Annotated in this window: 10 protein-coding genes and 1 riboswitch; of the genes, 5 read left to right on the top strand and 5 right to left on the bottom strand. The window is 70.0% G+C overall.

Going from position 1 to position 16,011, the window contains the following annotated elements:
• Positions 1-8: 8 nt before the first annotated feature.
• Positions 9-1,601, bottom strand: coding sequence for an ABC transporter substrate-binding protein (locus tag NC7_RS09805; RefSeq protein WP_067981179.1), 1,593 nt, complete (start codon positions 1,599-1,601; stop codon positions 9-11).
• A 17-nt stretch (positions 1,602-1,618) separates the two neighbouring features.
• Positions 1,619-1,819, bottom strand: a riboswitch (cobalamin riboswitch).
• Between the two features lie 159 nt (positions 1,820-1,978).
• Here NC7_RS09805 and NC7_RS09800 point away from each other — a divergent pair.
• Entirely contained in the window at positions 1,979-2,776 is a 798-nt protein-coding gene (locus NC7_RS09800) for a putative protein N(5)-glutamine methyltransferase (RefSeq protein WP_067981178.1), read from the top strand.
• A 64-nt stretch (positions 2,777-2,840) separates the two neighbouring features.
• On the opposite strand, the gene NC7_RS09795 is transcribed toward NC7_RS09800, so the two are convergent.
• Both NC7_RS09795 and NC7_RS09790 read right to left on the bottom strand, forming a co-directional pair.
• The gene (locus NC7_RS09795; RefSeq protein WP_067981177.1) at positions 2,841-3,668 is read right to left on the bottom strand and encodes an SDR family NAD(P)-dependent oxidoreductase; all 828 of its coding nucleotides are present in this window, start codon (positions 3,666-3,668) and stop codon (positions 2,841-2,843) included.
• Positions 3,669-3,697: 29 nt separating this feature from the next.
• The gene (locus tag NC7_RS09790) at positions 3,698-5,272 is read right to left on the bottom strand and encodes a succinic semialdehyde dehydrogenase (RefSeq protein WP_067981176.1); all 1,575 of its coding nucleotides are present in this window, start codon (positions 5,270-5,272) and stop codon (positions 3,698-3,700) included.
• A 144-nt stretch (positions 5,273-5,416) separates the two neighbouring features.
• Between NC7_RS09790 and NC7_RS09785 the strand changes: the two genes are divergently transcribed.
• The 4 genes from NC7_RS09785 (at position 5,417) to NC7_RS30110 (ending at position 10,187) form a co-directional block, all read left to right on the top strand.
• Positions 5,417-6,097 carry a TetR/AcrR family transcriptional regulator gene (locus NC7_RS09785; protein ID WP_067981175.1) on the top strand — a complete coding sequence of 227 codons (681 nt, stop codon included), beginning with the start codon at positions 5,417-5,419 and terminating at the stop codon, positions 6,095-6,097.
• Between the two features lie 71 nt (positions 6,098-6,168).
• Positions 6,169-6,858, top strand: a complete 690-nt coding sequence (locus NC7_RS09780) for a response regulator (RefSeq protein WP_157101905.1) — start codon at positions 6,169-6,171, stop codon at positions 6,856-6,858.
• 14 nt (positions 6,859-6,872) lie between these two features.
• A complete protein-coding gene (locus NC7_RS09775) occupies positions 6,873-7,880 on the top strand; it encodes a HAMP domain-containing sensor histidine kinase (protein WP_201449874.1) in 1,008 nt (335 codons plus the stop codon).
• 201 nt (positions 7,881-8,081) lie between these two features.
• A complete protein-coding gene (locus NC7_RS30110) occupies positions 8,082-10,187 on the top strand; it encodes a DUF4153 domain-containing protein (protein WP_236573329.1) in 2,106 nt (701 codons plus the stop codon).
• A gap of 62 nt (positions 10,188-10,249) precedes the next feature.
• On the opposite strand, the gene recD is transcribed toward NC7_RS30110, so the two are convergent.
• Positions 10,250-12,253 carry an exodeoxyribonuclease V subunit alpha gene (gene recD / locus NC7_RS09765; RefSeq protein ID WP_067981173.1) on the bottom strand — a complete coding sequence of 668 codons (2,004 nt, stop codon included), beginning with the start codon at positions 12,251-12,253 and terminating at the stop codon, positions 10,250-10,252.
• A 256-nt stretch (positions 12,254-12,509) separates the two neighbouring features.
• Entirely contained in the window at positions 12,510-15,881 is a 3,372-nt protein-coding gene (locus tag NC7_RS09760) for a UvrD-helicase domain-containing protein (protein WP_084458244.1), read from the bottom strand.
• Positions 15,882-16,011: the final 130 nt, after the last annotated feature.

Raw genomic sequence — 16,011 nt, 5'->3', positions numbered from 1 at the left:
GCGGCGGATCACTGCTCGGCGAGCCAGGTGGTCGCGTAGTTGGCCCAGTCGTCGGTGCCGGGCACACCGTTTCGCACGCCACCCACATAGTTCTTCGCCGCGTCGGGGCGTTTGGCGAAGCTGTGCAGGATGTAACCGCCGTCGTTCCAGAGTTCTTCCTGCAGTTGACGATACAGCTCGCTCCGTCGCTGCGGATCCATCGTGGCGCGGGCCTGGGCGAAGGTGGCATCCCAGCCGGGTCGTCGCCAGCCGGTGCCGTTGCTCGGCGCGGAACTGGTCATGGTCTGGCCGTAGAAGTAGTCGAGACTGTAGTTCCACCAGCCGATATGAGACAGCGGCGCCTTGCCGCTGACCTGGGAGAAGTAAGTGTCCGCGGGGACCGACTCCAGCGTGATCGTGATGCCCGCGGCTCTGGCTTGCTCAGCGAACAAGGTCGCGGCCTCGAGCATGCCGGGCATCCCGTCCGCCGTGGGCAGAGAAACCGTCAAGTTCTCCTTTCCGGCCTCGCGCAACAGTTCTCGCGCGCGCTGCGGATCGTAGGAGCGCTGCGGCAGATCACCGTGATAGAACGGTGCGCCCTTGCCGTAGATGTCGTTGCCCACCTCGGCGTAGCCGTAGTACACCGAATCGACCATGGCCTGGCGGTCCACCGCCAGTCGCATCGCCTGCCGCACCCGAGGATCGTCGAAAGGCGTGGTGTCGACCCGCATCTGGAAGGCACCCATCAAACCGGCGGGCGGTACAACCACCGTGGTGTTCGGATCATCGGACAGCGTCCGCGCCTGCAGGTACGAGATCTCGTGCGCCACATCGGCTTCCCCGGAAAGGAAGGCGTTGACACGCGCTTCGGTCTCGGCGATCTGGATGATCTCCACTTCATCGAGCGGTACCGGGCCGTCCCAGTACCGCTCGTTACGACGCAACAGGGTTCGATCACCTGGCGACCATCGGGCCAACGCGAACGGACCGGTGCCAACCGGGAGCACCGACCCGTCGATGACGCCGGTGCCCGCCTTGACGATGTAGCAGTACCAGCCCGCCAGCACCGAACCGAAGTCCGCCAGCGGAGACTTCATCGCCACCACAACACCGAGGTCACCGTCGGCACGGGTGCGCGACATATCGACCATCGACAGATCACCGGAGGATTTCCTCGTCGGATCGAGCATCCGCTCGAAGCTCCACAGCACATCCCGCGCGGTCAGCGGCGTTCCATCACTGAACACCACCCCCGGGCGCAGGTTGATGCGCCACCGGCTGCCGTCCGCGTTCGGCTCGAGCGACTGTGCGAGCCGGTAGCGCAGGGTCAGATCATTGTTGTAGGCGACCAGCTTGTCCCACACGTTCTTCGACACCGCGCCACCTGCCGAGCTACCGGCCTCGTGCGGGTCGAGGACATCCGCGCTCGCCGACCGTCCGGCGATCACCGAGCGCAAACGGCCGCCCGACCGAGGTGGCCCCAGGGGCGCACCGGCCTGACCGGTCTCCGTGCCGCAGCTCGTCATGGTCGCGCCGAGCACAACAGCGCCGAACGCTCCCGCACTGCCCAGCAGGAACTTCCGACGGCCGAGCCCGGGCCGATCCGATGTGTAGTTGTTCATTGCCATCCTCGTGGGTGGATCCCGATACCTCGGGCGCAGGTATCCTGGCTCCCGGATCGACGCACCTCCGCCGGCCTTCCAACCTGGGTAGGTCGTGACCACAAATCGGCGGAATGCTCCCCGGTGACAGTTGCGGGACAGCCCCGGATTCACACCGGTGTTCCCTGCGCCGGATACGACCCTACAACGATCTCCTCGCGCACCGGACACCGCTGGTTTCGGGCTCGCACCGGATCGCGCGGGCGCAGGCGGAGTCGAGTGGTGTCGCGAAGCCGGAAGAGCGGCGGGTGGTTGACGCGCGGAGGTCGTTCCTCCGAGGCGGAGGTCGGGGGCGGACTGGCGGATTCGCGGGATAGGGGGCGGGCACAATCGGGGGGGTGAGTGTTGCCGATGCTGCTGACGTGGTTGCCGCTTTGCGGAGTGCGGGATGTGTGTTCGCCGAGGACGAGGCCGCGTTGCTGATCGAGTCGGCGGGGGGCGAAGCGGGACTGCTCGAGGGGCTGGTGGCGCGGCGGGTTTCGGGGGTGCCGCTCGAATACCTGTTGGGGTGGGTGGAGTTTCGGGGTGTGCGGGTAGGGGTGCGGGCGGGGGTGTTCGTGCCGCGTCAGCGGACGGCGTTTCTGGTCGAGCGGGCGGTGACCGGTGTGGTGGCGGAGTCGGTGCGCATTGTCGATCTGTGTTGTGGTTGCGGGGCGCTCGGGCTCATCGCGGCCACGGAATTGGCCGGGCGTGGGTGTTCGGTCGAGCTGGTGGCCGCCGACCTCGACCCGGCGGCGGTGGCATGCGCGCGCGAGAATCTGGCGCCGCTCGGTGCGGCCGTGTACGCGGGTGACCTCTTCGACGCGCTCCCGACGGGACTGCGCGGACGCATCGATGTGCTGCTGGCCAACACGCCGTATGTGCCGAGTGCCCGCATCGCCGAGCTGCCGCCCGAAGCGCGCGAACACGAACCGCTCGTGGCACTGGACGGGGGCGACGACGGCCTCGCGGTCTTCCGCCGGGTCGCCGAGGGGGCGGCGCGGTGGCTGGCGCCGGGCGGCTCGGTGTACGTGGAAGCCGGGAAGGGCCAGGTGGAGACAGCGCTGGCCGTCCTGCGCGAGCACGGGTTGGCGGCGCGGGCCGAGCACTCCGAGGAGTACTACGCCACTGTCGTCACCGGCACCCGTCGGGAGTGAGCCAACAGCGCGCTGCCCTCGCCGACCGACGGGTCGACGAGGGCAGCGCGCTGTCGTGGGAGGTCTACTTGCGTCCGGTGAAGTGGTCCATCGAGTGGTACACGCCGACCGCGTTGAGGTACAGATCGCGGATCTTGATCGGCAGCAGGCCGGTGAGCGCGCGGTTCATCCGCGAGGTCCACGGCAGCACCACCAGGGCGCCGCCGTTCTTCATCTCCCGCCACGAGGTGTCGACGACCTCGTTCTGCTCGAGCATCGGGGTGAACAGGATGCCCTTGGCACCGTCGAACATGCCGGTGTTGATGTAGGTGGGACACACGGTCGTCACCTTCACATGGTCGTGCCCGGCCTGCTCGAGCTCGAGCCGCACCGAATCCGACCAGCCGAGCGCCGCCCACTTCGACGCCGCGTACACGGCCATGCGCGGGTTGGCGACCAGGCCCGCCGAGGACGCGATGTTGAGGATGCGCGCCTGACCGGCACCGGCCACCATGCCTGGCAGGAACTCGAGCGTCACATACATCGGCGCCAGGGAGTTGATCGCCATGGTCCGGTCGATGTCGGCGCGGTTCTCGGTTTCCCAGAAGTAGGTGTTGCCGCGCACGATCCCGGCGTTGTTGACCAGGATGTCGATGCCGCCGATCTCCTTGCGGACCGCCTCGGCGTTCTCGCGGATGGAGTCCTGCGACGACACGTCTACCACGTACTGGTGCACCTTGCCGCCCTGCGCGGACAACTGGGCGGCGGTCTCGCGCAACGCGATCTCGTTGATGTCCCACAGCACCACCGCGTCGGCACCCTCACGCACCGCGTGCTCGGCGAACAGTTTGCCGAGGCCCATGGCGGCGCCGGTGACCAGCACCCGCTTGCCCGCGACCGATTCCAACTTCATCTGCTACCTACCCCTGCTCGTTCGTCACGCTACTTCTGGCGCAGCGTCTTCATGGCGCCGAGAACCAGCGTCATCGTCTTGGCCCACAGTTGCTCGGACATCCCCGGCAGCGGCCCGATCGGCAGCACCCGCTGCACGGCGACGGTCTGGGTGTCGACGTACTTCAGCAGGCCCTCGGGGCCGTGGCGACGACCCTGGCCGGAGATGCCGAGACCGCCCGAGGGCGCGTCGATGCTGCCCCACGCGGCGGCGAAGCCGTCGTTGACGTTCACCGAACCGGCATTGATCCGCGCGGCGACCTCGCGGGCCCGGTCCACGTCGCGGCTCCACACGCTGGCGTTGAGGCCGTAGGCGGTGTCGTTGGCGGCCTCGACGGCGTCGTCGTCGGAGTTCACCTTGTAGACCGAAACGACCGGGCCGAAGGTCTCCTCGCGGTAGACCGTCATGCCGGGGGCGACGTCGACCAGCACGGTCGGCTCGTAGAAGTAGGGGCCGAGGTCGGGGCGGGGACGGCCACCGGCGAGCACCTTGGCGCCCTTGGCGACCGCGTCGTCCACGTGGGCGGTGACGGTGTCGAGCTGGCGCTGGAAGGTCAGCGAACCCATGTCGCGGCTGTAGTCGAGTTCCCCACCGAGGGACATGTTCTTGACGTTGCCGACGAATTCGGCGACGAACTGGTCGTAGACCGAGGCGTCGACGTAGATGCGTTCCATCGACTCGCACAGCTGACCGGCCGAGGAGAAGCACGCCCGCACAGCCACTTTCGCGGCCTTGGACACGTCGGCGTCGGCGAGCACGAGCAGCGGGTTCTTGCCGCCGAGCTCGAGGGAGTAGCCGATGAGGCGTTCGCCCGCCTGCTGGGCGATGGTGCGCCCGGTGGCGCTGGAACCGGTGTAGTCCACGTAGTCGGCGCGGGCGATCACGTCGCCGCCGATCTCGCGGCCGCGCCCGAGCACCGCCTGCCACAGCCCGCGCGGCAGACCCGCGCGCTCGGCGGCGTCGATGGCCCACAGGGCCGACAGCGCGGTCTGGTTGTCGGGACGCGCGATCACCGCGTTGCCCGCGATCAGGGCGGGCAGGGCGTCGGAGGCCGACAAGGCGAGGGGGTAGTTCCACGGCGAGATGACCGCGACCACGCCCTTGGGGCGGTTGTGCACGTCGACGGCGGTGAGCACCGGCAGCACACCGCGCGGCTTGCGGTCGGCCAGCAGCTTGGGCGCCACAGCGGCGTAGTAGCGCGAGTTCAGCGCGACGTCGGCGACCTCGTCGAAGGCGTGCGGACGCGACTTGCCCGTCTCGGTCTGCACGATGTCGAGCACCGTCTCCTGCTCGGCGAGCACGATGTCGTGGAAGCGGCGGACGATCTCCACACGCTGCTTGACCGGCACCTTGGCCCAGTCGCGCTGCGCGTGGCGGGCCACCGCGAACGCGCGGTCGATATCGGCGATCGAGGACTGCGGCAGGTCGCCGATCTTGTGGCCGGTGGCGGGAGCGAAGACCTCGACCGACGCGGCGCCACCGGCGACGGCCCGATCGAACAGGGGCTTGACCAGCGTTTTCGGCAGCGCGGTCGGTTCGGCGGTCACTTCGGGGGCGGTCGTCATCGTCGGCCCTTCTCCTCACCAGGTGGTCGCGCGGTGCAGGCGCGGATATTCGGCTATTTGCTGAACACTGGTGTTAGATTAATCCGTGGGAGCGGGTTCGTGTCAAGCTTTCGGCAGCGAGTTCGCGACGATGTGGGAGGTGCGATGGCCGAGGAGCCGACGTCGGTACGTCGCGGTAGGCCACCGCAGACCCTGGAACAGGCCGAGGAAGTGCGCGCCAGGATCGTCGAGGCGACCGCGGCGGTGTTCGCGCGCACCGGGTCGCGCGGGTTGAGCGTCGCCCAGATCATCGAGCAGGCGGGCCTGGCCCGCCCCACCTTCTACCGCTATTTCAGCAATGCCGCCGAGCCGTTGCGCGCCGTGCTCGACGCGAGCAACGACGGGTTGGTCGGCGGGATCAGCGCGGCGCTACACGGCAGCGACGAGCCCGTCCAGCTGGGTATCCGGCTGATCGACGCCTACGTGGACTGGGCGCGCGCGCACGGTCCGATGCTGCGGCCGCTGTTCGCGGAACTGCACGATCCGGGGTCGCCGGTGTCGGCGTATCGGGAACGCGCGCTCGACGACATCCGGGATCTGGTGCGCAAGACGTTCGGCGAGCTGGGGCGCGCGGTGCCCGCCCCGCTGGACCTGGACGCGGCACTGCACGTGTGCGAGTACGTCGTCTACCGGTTGACCGCCGATGCCGAACCGGGCAGCGACCCGGATCCCATCCTGGTGTCGGAAGCACGGGTGACCATGATCCGCATCCTGCTGGTCACCCTCGGCACGCGCGACGACCTGGCCTACGCCATGGAACTGCCCGGCCTGTTCCCCGACGCCTGACCGGTCGAGTCCACACAGAATCTCCACATTCGGCGACGGAACCCTCCACACCGGGTCGCTAGGGTCGCAGCATGGAACTCAGTGGGGGTGCGGCGCGGCGGGTGCTCGTCGTCGACGACGAGGTGACGATCGCCGAATCGGTCGCCGCGCGATTGCGGGCCGAGGGATTCACCGTCGACCTGGCGCACGACGGTCCGGCGGCGGTGGCCGCCGCGGCGGCGGGGGAACCGGACCTGGTGGTGCTCGATGTGATGCTGCCCGGCTTCGACGGGCTCGAGGTGTGCCGCCGGATCCAGGCCGAGCGTTCGGTGCCGGTACTCATGCTCACCGCGCGGACCGACGAGACCGACCAGCTGATCGGACTCGGTGTCGGCGCCGACGACTACCTCACCAAGCCGTTCTCGATGCGGGTGCTCGCCGCCCGGGTGCACGCGCTGCTGCGGCGGGTGGACCGCGCCGCCGAACGGGGCGACAGCAGCATCGTCGTCGGTGACCTGCGGATCGATCTCGCCGAGCGCCGCGTGTGGCGAGGTGAGACCGAAGCCCGGCTCACCCCGCTGGAATTCGATCTGCTCACCCGGCTGGCGCAGCGGCCGAGGGCGGTGCTGGCCAGGGAACGGTTGCTGGAGGACATCTGGGACTGGTCGGACGCGGCGGGCACCCGCGCGGTGGATTCGCACGTGAAAGCGTTGCGACGCAAGCTCGGTGCCGATCTGATCCGCACCGTGCACGGTGTCGGTTACGCCCTGGACGCACGATGAGCGTGCCCGCGGTCCTGGACCGGATCGCCGACCGGTTGCCGCGCCCGCTCGACCCGCTGCGCTCGATCAAGCTGAAACTCGCTGTGCTGATGGTGTGTTCGGGCGCGGTGGCATTCGCCTACTTCTGGTTGCGGATCGGCTGGTTGCCGACGTTCACCACCCTCACCGCGATGTTCATCGCCTTGGTCACCTCGCAGATCCTCGCGCACGGGATCACCCGGCCGCTGCGCGAGATGACGGCGGCGGCCCGGCGCATGGCTCAGGGCGACTACAGTTTCCGGGTCCGCGCGTCGTCGCGCGACGAGGTGGGTCAGCTGGCGACGGCGTTCAATCAGATGGCCGCCGATCTGGCCGCCGCCGACCGACAGCGCCGCGATCTCATCGCGAATGTGTCGCACGAATTGCGCACACCGGTCACCGCGCTGCACGCCGTCCTGGAGAACATCGTCGACGGGGTGAGCGACCCGGACCCGGCCACCCTGCGCACCGCGCTGGCACAGACCGAACGGCTCGGGTTGCTCGTCGCCGAACTCCTCGACCTGTCGAGCATCGAGGCCGGGGCCAGTCCACTGGATCGCGAAACCCTTCCACTGGCAACACTTCTGACGGAAGCCATCGCCGAGGCCGAGGTGATGACGGCCGCGCTCGGACGCGGCGTGCGGTTCACCACGACGGTCGCACCGGCCGACGCGGTGGTCCTCGGCGACCGCGCCCGGCTGCACCAGGTGCTGTTCAACCTCCTCGACAACGCCGCCCGGCACGGGCCCGCCGGTGGTGAGGTGCGCGTGACCGCCCGGGCAGATGCCGACACGGTGGTCCTCGAGATCCAGGACGACGGCCCCGGCATCCCGGAAGCCGACCGCGCCACCGTCTTCGACCGTTTCACCCGGGGCGGGCGCACCGACGGCGGCGGTACCGGGCTCGGTCTCGCCATCGCCCGCTGGGTCGTCGACCTGCACGGCGGCACGATCGCGGTGGCCGACCCCGGCTCACGCATCCGGGTAGTCCTGCCCACTTCCTGACTCACACACATCACCACCCCCGACCACTGGTCCCGGGGGCGGACGAGCACACCTATCTCGAGGGGAAACATGACGAAATCGACCACGGAACGGTCCGGCGAGGACAACGAACTTCCCGCTGCCACAAAGAATCCGGCGGGCTCTGCCCGGGTAGACGCGGATCGCGGGCACTCTCCTGCACCCGCCACTCCCGAGGGAGGAGTGGAGCCGAGCCGAGAGACCGGCCCCGCCGTGCCGGACACCGCCCGATCCGAGGCGAAACCCGATGCCGCCCCACCCGGCGCGAAGGAGCAGAGCAAGCTCGGAGCGGCGACGCACCACGGCGCCGATTCCGGCGCTGACACCACCGCCCGGGCGCGCGAACCTGTCCAGTCCGATCCGACCCCCGCGCCCGATAGTGCCGCACCCAACGGATCACCAGGCTCCGTGATCGAGCCGACGACATCCCCGGCCGCCCGGTCGGCATCGGGCAGTTCCACTCCCCCGTCCTGGACGTCCGGCTGGCAGGCAGCCGCCGTGGAACCGATGTCACCCGTTCGGCACACGGCAGCGCCACCACGTCCCCCGGCCCCACCGCGCTGGCGCCGCGTCGCCCGCCCCTCCGGCATCCTTCCGGCCGCGGCGTTCGTCGGCGTCGTCGGTGCGACGGTGATCCCCACCGACCGCCCCGGCATCGGCTGGCTCCTCACCGGCACCGCGATCACCGCCGCCCTCTGCGCCGTCGACCAGCGTGCGCGCAGAAGTACCATGCATACGCCGGAGCGAAATCCTGGTGCCGCCGAGGGTGATTCAGCGAATCCCGGAGAGAAGCTGGTGGCCCGGGACTCGACGACGGCGCCGAATGCGACCGGCACCCGAATCGTGCACGGCTCGCGGACCGAGCAGACGAAGACCATCGGGCCCTCGATGCCCGCCACCGCGACGCCCAGCGCACGCTCGGATACATCGACGAGCGCAGCCACGGCATCAGAGGCCGACACCGGCACCGCCGCGCGCACGAGCACCGAGATCACCGCGGGAGCCGGTGCGGGTTTCGTTGGTGCGGGGCAGGGCGGAGGGTCCGAGGGATCGGTCGTGGGGGTGGTGCGGCGGATGGCGTCGCGGTGGGGGCGTGGTTGGTGGGTCGGGTTGGCGCTGGTCCTGTTGGGGGTCGGGGCTGTTCGGGCGGCGGGGTGGTTGTTCGCGTGGTGTGTGATCGGGGCCTGTGTGGCTGGGTCGTTCGCGGTGTTGGGGCGGCGGAGTACGCGGGGTGTGTGGTTCGACATGATCGCGGTGCCGGTCGAGTCGTTCGTCGCCGTGCCGTGGGCGTTTTCGGGGGTGCGGCAGGTCGGGACGAGCGAGTTGTCGCGGGTGCGGCGGTACGGGGTTTCGGTGGCCGCGACGGCGGCGCTGCTCGTGGTGTTCGTGCCGCTGCTCGGTGGGGCCGACGCGACGTTCGCGACGCTGTTGAGCGGGTTGGTGCCCGAGGTGGACTCGGCCGCCGCGTGGGAGTGGCTTGTGCTGTTCGCCGTGCTGGGGACGGGCGCGCTGGGTGCGCTGTATCTGCTGGCCGGACCGCTGCCCGCCGCCGGTGATGCCGGACGGCCGAGCCGGTTGTGGACACGCAGCGAGTGGGCGTTGCCGGTCGCGGTGCTCGCGGTGTTGTTCGGGGTGTTCCTCGGCGGCCAGTTCGTCGCCCTGTTCGGCGGCGACGACTACGTGCAGCGCACCGCCGGACTCACCTACGCCGAATACGCGCGCAGCGGGTTCTGGCAACTCTCGGCGGTGAGCATCCTGGCGCTGGCGGTGATCGCGATGGTCCTGCACTTCTCGGCCAAGGACACCGCCGCCGATCGGCTGTGGGTGCGGGTGCTGCTCGGCGCGGTGAGCGTGCTGACGCTGGTCATCGTCGTCTCCGCGCTCGGCCGCATGTGGACCTACCAGCAGGCCTACGGGTTCACAGTGCTGCGCCTGCTGGTGTCGGCGTGCGAGCTGTGGGTCGGGTTGCTGTACGTGCTGATGCTGGTCGCCATCGCGCGGCTGCGGTGGAACTGGGTGTCGCGCGCGGCCGTCGGCACCGCGCTGGCCACACTGGTCGCCCTCGCGGCGATCAATCCGGAACACTTCGTCGCCGAACGCAACATCGCCCGCTGGGAACAGAACGGACGACTCGACATCGACTACCTCATGTCCCTGTCCCCCGACGTCCTCCCGGCGCTGCACCGGCTCCCCGACCCACTCCGCGAGTCGATCGAGTCGAATATCCACTACGGACTCGACGACGACCCCTGGTGGGCCTGGAACCTCTCCCGCAGCTCCGCGCGCTGACCTGGACGCCGGATCACCACGCTCTGGTCGCGGATTTCGCCGCCGGAGCGTGGTGATCTCGATCAGGGGTTGCGGGTGAGGCCGCTGGCGCGCAGGACGCGGCGGGCGATGGCGGCCCGGATGGCGTCCTCGGTGCCGATGACACGGACGTGGGTGCGGGCACGGGTGATCGCGGTATAAAGGAGTTCCCTGGTGAGCAGCGTTGATTCGGGTTCGGGCAGGACCACCGAGACGGTGTCGTACTGGCTGCCCTGGCTGCGGTGGATGGTCATCGCGAAAACCGTGACGACCGAGGGGAACTGGGTGGGGTGCACGAGGTAGGGCTCGCTGCCGCGTTGCAGGGCGGCCCGCAGGGAACCGTCGGGACGGCGGATGATGACGCCGGTGTCGCCGTTGTAGATGCGCGCCTCGTGGTCGTTCGCGGTGACGAGCAACGGCTGACCCGGGTACCACACCGCTTGCGGCCCTTCGGGTCCCGCACCACCGGCGGCCGCCCATTCGGCCGCCATCCGGTCCCACCGCTCCACACCGAACGGACCCTGTCGATGCGCGCAGAGCAGACGATGTGATTCCAGCGCGGCCAGCGCACCGACCGCGTCACCGGCTTGCGCCGCCTCGGTGACAGCGAGCGCGGCGGTGGTCACATCGGCGCGCACCGCACGGATATCGTCGGGCCCACACAGTGATACGTCATCTCCCCCGGCGCGCAGAATCGCCAACGCCGCATCCGCGTCGCCCGCTCGCACCGCGACAGCCAGATCCGCGATCCGCCCACCGAAGCGCCGCCCACGGGTCAGCCGCACGATGCCGCCCCGCAGACGACGCATCTCCAGCGCACTAAGCGAATCACCTTCCCGCACGGACGAATTCGCAGACATTCCGGACCCGTCACCGGTAGAGATTCCGTCCGCCGCTTCGGTCACGACGGCGGGGTCGCTGCCGGAACCGGTCTCTTCCCCCGCGCGAGTGCCAGTGGATGCCGACCCGGTGTCCGACGTCAGGAGTTCGCGCAGGGCCGGGTTCGGGACGCCGACGACCGGTCCGGCGACGAGGTCGGCCAGGACGGCGCCCGCGTCGACGGAGGCGAGCTGGTCGGGGTCGCCGACGAGGATGAGGCGGGTGTCGGGGCGCAGGGCCGAGAACAGGTGGCTCATCATCGTGAGCGAGACCATGGAGGTTTCGTCGACGACCACCACGTCGTAGGGCAGACGGTTGTGGGCGTGGTGACGGAAACGGGTGGTGCGGCCGCGTTGCCAGCCGAGCAGGCGATGCAGGGTGGAGGCGGTGAGTTCGGGGAGGCCGAGTTCGGCGGCCTGGTCACGGACCGCTTCCTGCAGGCGGGCAGCCGCTTTGCCGGTGGGGGCGGCCAGGGCGATGCGCAGCGCGGCCAGTTTGGGGGTGGCCCTGCGATGGGCCGTCAGCAGGGCGAGGATTCGGGCGATCGTGTGTGTTTTGCCGGTACCGGGACCGCCTGCGACGACAGTGGTCCAGTGGGTGGCCGCCAATGCGGCGGCGAGGCGTTGCCGGTCGGGACCCTCCCCGAGTGAGTCGGCGAACAAGCGGTCGAGTTCGGCGCGCACGAGGGCGGTGTCGATGACGGGGTGATCGGCGCCGCGCTCGACGAGCGCCCGGCGCAGCGTCTGTTCCTGCTGGTAGTAGCGGTCGAGGTAGAGCAGCGCCCCACCGTCGGCATCGGCCTCGACCACTCGCAGCGGACGCAACGGACCCGCCTGACCACCCTGCACGAGCGGACTGGCCCGCAACGCCGTGAGCACCCGGTCCGTCTCTGGCCACGGCAGCGTCGCGGGATCGACTCCGGGCGCGCCATCACGACTTTCGTCGGCATCGACACCGATCTCACGCATCCGCGCCAGCTCGAGACACACCGATCCCGACCGCACCGCGCGCACGGCCAGCGCCGCCGCGAACAACACGTCCTCGCTGTCCTCACGCCCGAGCCGCCCCAACCGCACGGCCACGTGCACGTCGGCGGCCGACAGCACGCCCGCCTCGTTGAACACCCGCAGCAGACCGGTCCCCCGCTGCGCCACCTGAATCGATGTCACCTTCTCGCCCTCCGCCCGCGACCACCCATCCGCCGTGCACCGGTGAGACGCACGTCTGCGCCGGGTGGGCGGTCGCCCGCCGACACAGCCGTGCCGGAACGGTCGCGCATGCCGTGTGCCGACCGCGTGAGCGTGTCGGGTCGAAGCCGCGCACGCACTCCCCGTCGCCTACCCGCGACCGTCGGTGTGCATCGACAGGTTCCGGTCGACCGGACGCGTCTGGTCCGGGCGAACACGGCGGAACCGGCTGTGCTGTTCATCGACGGCCCCCCACGGCGAGCAGATCCGACAGCGCCACAACCAATTCGGCGGGCGGGTACCAGTCGAAGACGCCGTGGCCGGGTGGGGTGTCGGCGCCGATCATGCCTCGGACGAACAGGTAACGGGCGCCGCCGAGGTGGCGGGTCGGGTCGTAGTTCGGCAGGCGCCAGCGCAGATAGCGGTGCAGCGCTACGGCATACAGCAGTGCCTGCAACGGGTAGTGGGAGCGGATCATCTCCGCGAGCATGTGTTCGCGACGGTAGTGCTCGACGGTGAGGTCACCGGTGCCGAGGCGATTGGTTTTGTAGTCGACGATCACATAGCGGAATCCGCCACTCGCATCACCGTCGGGCACACGGAGCACGGCGTCGATACTGCCGGTGAGGTAGCCGCGCAGCACGGTATTGGGTAGAGCGGCGAGGTGGTCGGCGTAGGTCGACAGGTCGTCGTCGGCCGGGAGGTGGGTGCGCACCAGCTCGGCGATGTCGCGGACCGTCGCGGCCCGGGCACCGGGGGTGTCCCCGCCACCGAGCGGGAGTTCGAATTCCAGTTCGTTGAGGCGGTCCCCGGTCGGAATCCGGCTCAGCGAACCGAAATCGGTCGGTGTGCGCAGCACTGCGAGCAGGGCCGTGGCCAGCAGGTCGACATCCAGTTCGGCCATGGTCTGCTCGACCGCGTCGGCACACCGTGTTCGGACCTCGGCCGCGAGATCGGCGACGGAGGTGTCGACCGTTTCGAGTACGCCGTGTACGAGCGTGCCGAATTCCGCGCCGTAGGGCAGGGCATTCATCAGCGACGGCGTCGCCGCGCTCACCGTGGGCGCGTCGAGGGGTGGGGTGTCCGGTTCGTCGTCGGGACCGGGCCCGTCCTCGGGTTCGCTGTCGTCGACCGAGGCGAGGTCGTGCGCGCCCGCGGTGAGTGCCGAGTAGGAGGTGCGTCGCCACAGCTGGTCGAGGGGCCGGTCGAATACGGCGGCTGCCAACTCACCGGTCGGTAGTTCGGTGCGCACCCGTCGCGGCGCCACGTTCTCGGGGCGGTCGACCGCCGTCACCGAGATCACGTCGGCGGCCGGGGCGGCCCATTCCGAAAGGCGTTGCAGGGCAGCCGCGTCGGCGGGGGTCTCGGCACGCCGGGGTACCTGCGACGCGCCGGGACGGCGGCCGAGGATCATCCGGTGCAGTGGGGCGGCACCCGTGGTGACGGCGGGCGCCCACCAGGTGACCACCTGGCACATCGCCCTGGTCGCCGCCACGTACAGCAGCCGCAGCTCTTCGCCGGATTCCTCGGCCTCGCACCGCAATTGGCGTTCGCCGTAACCGGGGGCGTCCTTGCCGCCGATGTCGAGCACCCGGGCGCCGTTGTCGTCGTGGAACAGCAAGGTCGCCGGATAGGGGTTCTTGGCACTGTCCCACGCGAAAGGCAGGTACACGATGGGGAATTCGAGCCCCTTGCTGGCGTGCACCGTGGCGATCTGCACGGCGGCGGCGTCGCGGTCGAGACGACGGCTGCGCCCGCTCACCGAACCGGCTTCCGGGTCGCGGACCCGGTCGGCCAGCCAGCGGGTGAGCGCGGTCAGACCGAACCCTTCGGTGTGGGCCACTTCGTCGAGGAGACCGGCCAGATGGCGCAGGTCGGTGAGTTCACGCTCGCCGTTGTCGACGGCGAGCAGTCGGGGTGCGAGTTCGGTTTCGGTCGCGAGTTTGTCGAAGACGGCGGCGAATCCGGCGCGGGCGAACAGGCGGGCCGCCTCACGCAGCTGTGTGGAGATCCGCCCGACGAGATCGGCACCACCGGCATCGATCTCGGCGAGCGTGACACCGAGGACCGGGGTGCAGGCCGCCAACCGCACCCGGTCACCGCGATGAGGTTGCTCGAGTGCGCGCAGCACCCACAACCAGTCGGTGGCGGCCGGGGTCGCGAAAACACTGGTGCCACCGGCGAGTACGGAGGCCACACCGACCCGGTCCAGGGCGGCGCGCACCACGTCGATCTGCGTGCGGGTGCGCACCAGTACCGCGATGTCGCCGGGACCGATCGGTCTGCGCACCCGGCCGTCGCCGACCTCGGTGAGCGAATAGTCCGCGCCGCGTTCGGGTTTGGCCTCGATGCTCGTGCCGGACTCGAGCAGGGTGACGATGTCGGCGGCGAGATCGGCGGCCACCTTCGCACGCTGCCTGCCGACCGACGGGAATCCCGATTTGTTGCGCGGCCCGGCGCCGGTGCGCGGCAACACTCGCAGCCGCAGCGGGGTGACGATCTCCGGGTCGCCGTGCAGCCGGGTGTCGGCGCGGGTCGCGGCGACCGGGTACACGCTGATCTCCGGATGACCGAGTTCCGCGCCGCCACAGAGGTGATCGATCGCGCGCAGCAGTCCGGCGTCGCTGCGCCAGTTGCGGGTGAGTTCGCGACGCTGCCCCGCGTGCGCCACCGCGTCGAGGTAGCTGAGCACCTCCGCGCCGCGGAAGGCGTAGATGGCTTGTTTCGGGTCGCCGACCAGCACCATGGTGGCGTGTTCGTGGAAGGCGCGGCGCAGGATGTCCCATTGCAGCGGGTCGGTGTCCTGGAATTCGTCGACGAGCGCCACCCGGTAGCGCTCGCGGATCCGGGCGCAGGCGGCGGGGCCGTGCACCGGGTCGGCGAGCACGTCGTGCAGCAGCACGAGCAGATCGTCGAAGTCGCGCAGTCCCGCACGGCGTTTGCGGCGGTCGGTTTCGGCGCGCACGGCGGTCGCGAACGCCACCCGCTCCCCCGCGGCCCCCTCGGTGCGTGGCGCGAGTTCGGCGTGCCGGTCGTGGACGGCGGCGAGGGCGAGGATGTGCGCGTCGCGCAGGGTGAAGGGGGCGCGGTCGCGGGCGTAGCGGGCCAGGTACAGGTCGTCGGTGACGGTGGCGACGAGGTCGTCGACCGATTCGACCAGCCGGGCGCCGGGGTCGTGTTCTCCCGCCAGGCCGAGTTCGTCGAGCATGCGCTGGCAGAACGAGTGGGTGGTGGCGATGGTGCCCGCGTCGAAATCGGCAAGGGCGGTGAGCAGCCTGCGGCGACGCAGCCGCACCGTCGACGGGTCCGCGTCGGCGAGTACGCGCACCAACTCGTCCGGATGCGCGTGGGCGGCAGCGGGTTCGGCCAGTGCGGTAGCGACGGTGACGAACCGGTCCCTGGTGCGTTCGCGCAGTTCCTGGGTGGCGGCGCGACTGAACGTCACCAGCAGCAGTTCGGTGATCGCGATCCCCTGCTCGGCCACGTACCGCACCGCCAGCCCGACGATCGCATGGGTTTTGCCGGTGCCCGCGCTCGCTTCGAGCACAGTGGTGCCCTGCGGCAGTGGTCCCGCCGCATCGAATGCCTCGGTCGGCGGCGCCGACATCATCCCGGTCACCGCTTCGACCCTGCGGATGACAGCGCCACCGATGCCCGAGAGGCCACCGCAGCTCGACGGAGGCGACCGGCCCGGATCGCGGTGACCGGCAGCTGCCCACCAAGTCGGACGGTCGGACCAA

The sequence above is a fragment of the Nocardia caishijiensis NBRC 108228 genome (assembly GCF_001612825.1).
Taxonomy (GTDB): domain Bacteria; phylum Actinomycetota; class Actinomycetes; order Mycobacteriales; family Mycobacteriaceae; genus Nocardia; species Nocardia caishijiensis.
This window is presented reverse-complemented; position numbering and strand designations above follow the sequence as displayed.

Excerpts from the sequence above, each read along its gene's own strand:
- NC7_RS09805 (WP_067981179.1), bottom strand. The coding sequence starts at position 1,601 with ATGAACAACTACACATCGGATCGGCCCGGGCTCGGCCGTCGGAAGTTC.
- NC7_RS09795 (WP_067981177.1), bottom strand. The coding sequence starts at position 3,668 with ATGAAGTTGGAATCGGTCGCGGGCAAGCGGGTGCTGGTCACCGGCGCC.
- NC7_RS09790 (WP_067981176.1), bottom strand. The coding sequence starts at position 5,272 with ATGACGACCGCCCCCGAAGTGACCGCCGAACCGACCGCGCTGCCGAAA.
- NC7_RS09785 (WP_067981175.1), top strand. The coding sequence starts at position 5,417 with ATGGCCGAGGAGCCGACGTCGGTACGTCGCGGTAGGCCACCGCAGACC.
- NC7_RS09780 (WP_157101905.1), top strand. The coding sequence starts at position 6,169 with ATGGAACTCAGTGGGGGTGCGGCGCGGCGGGTGCTCGTCGTCGACGAC.
- NC7_RS09760 (WP_084458244.1), bottom strand. The coding sequence starts at position 15,881 with ATGATGTCGGCGCCGCCGACCGAGGCATTCGATGCGGCGGGACCACTG.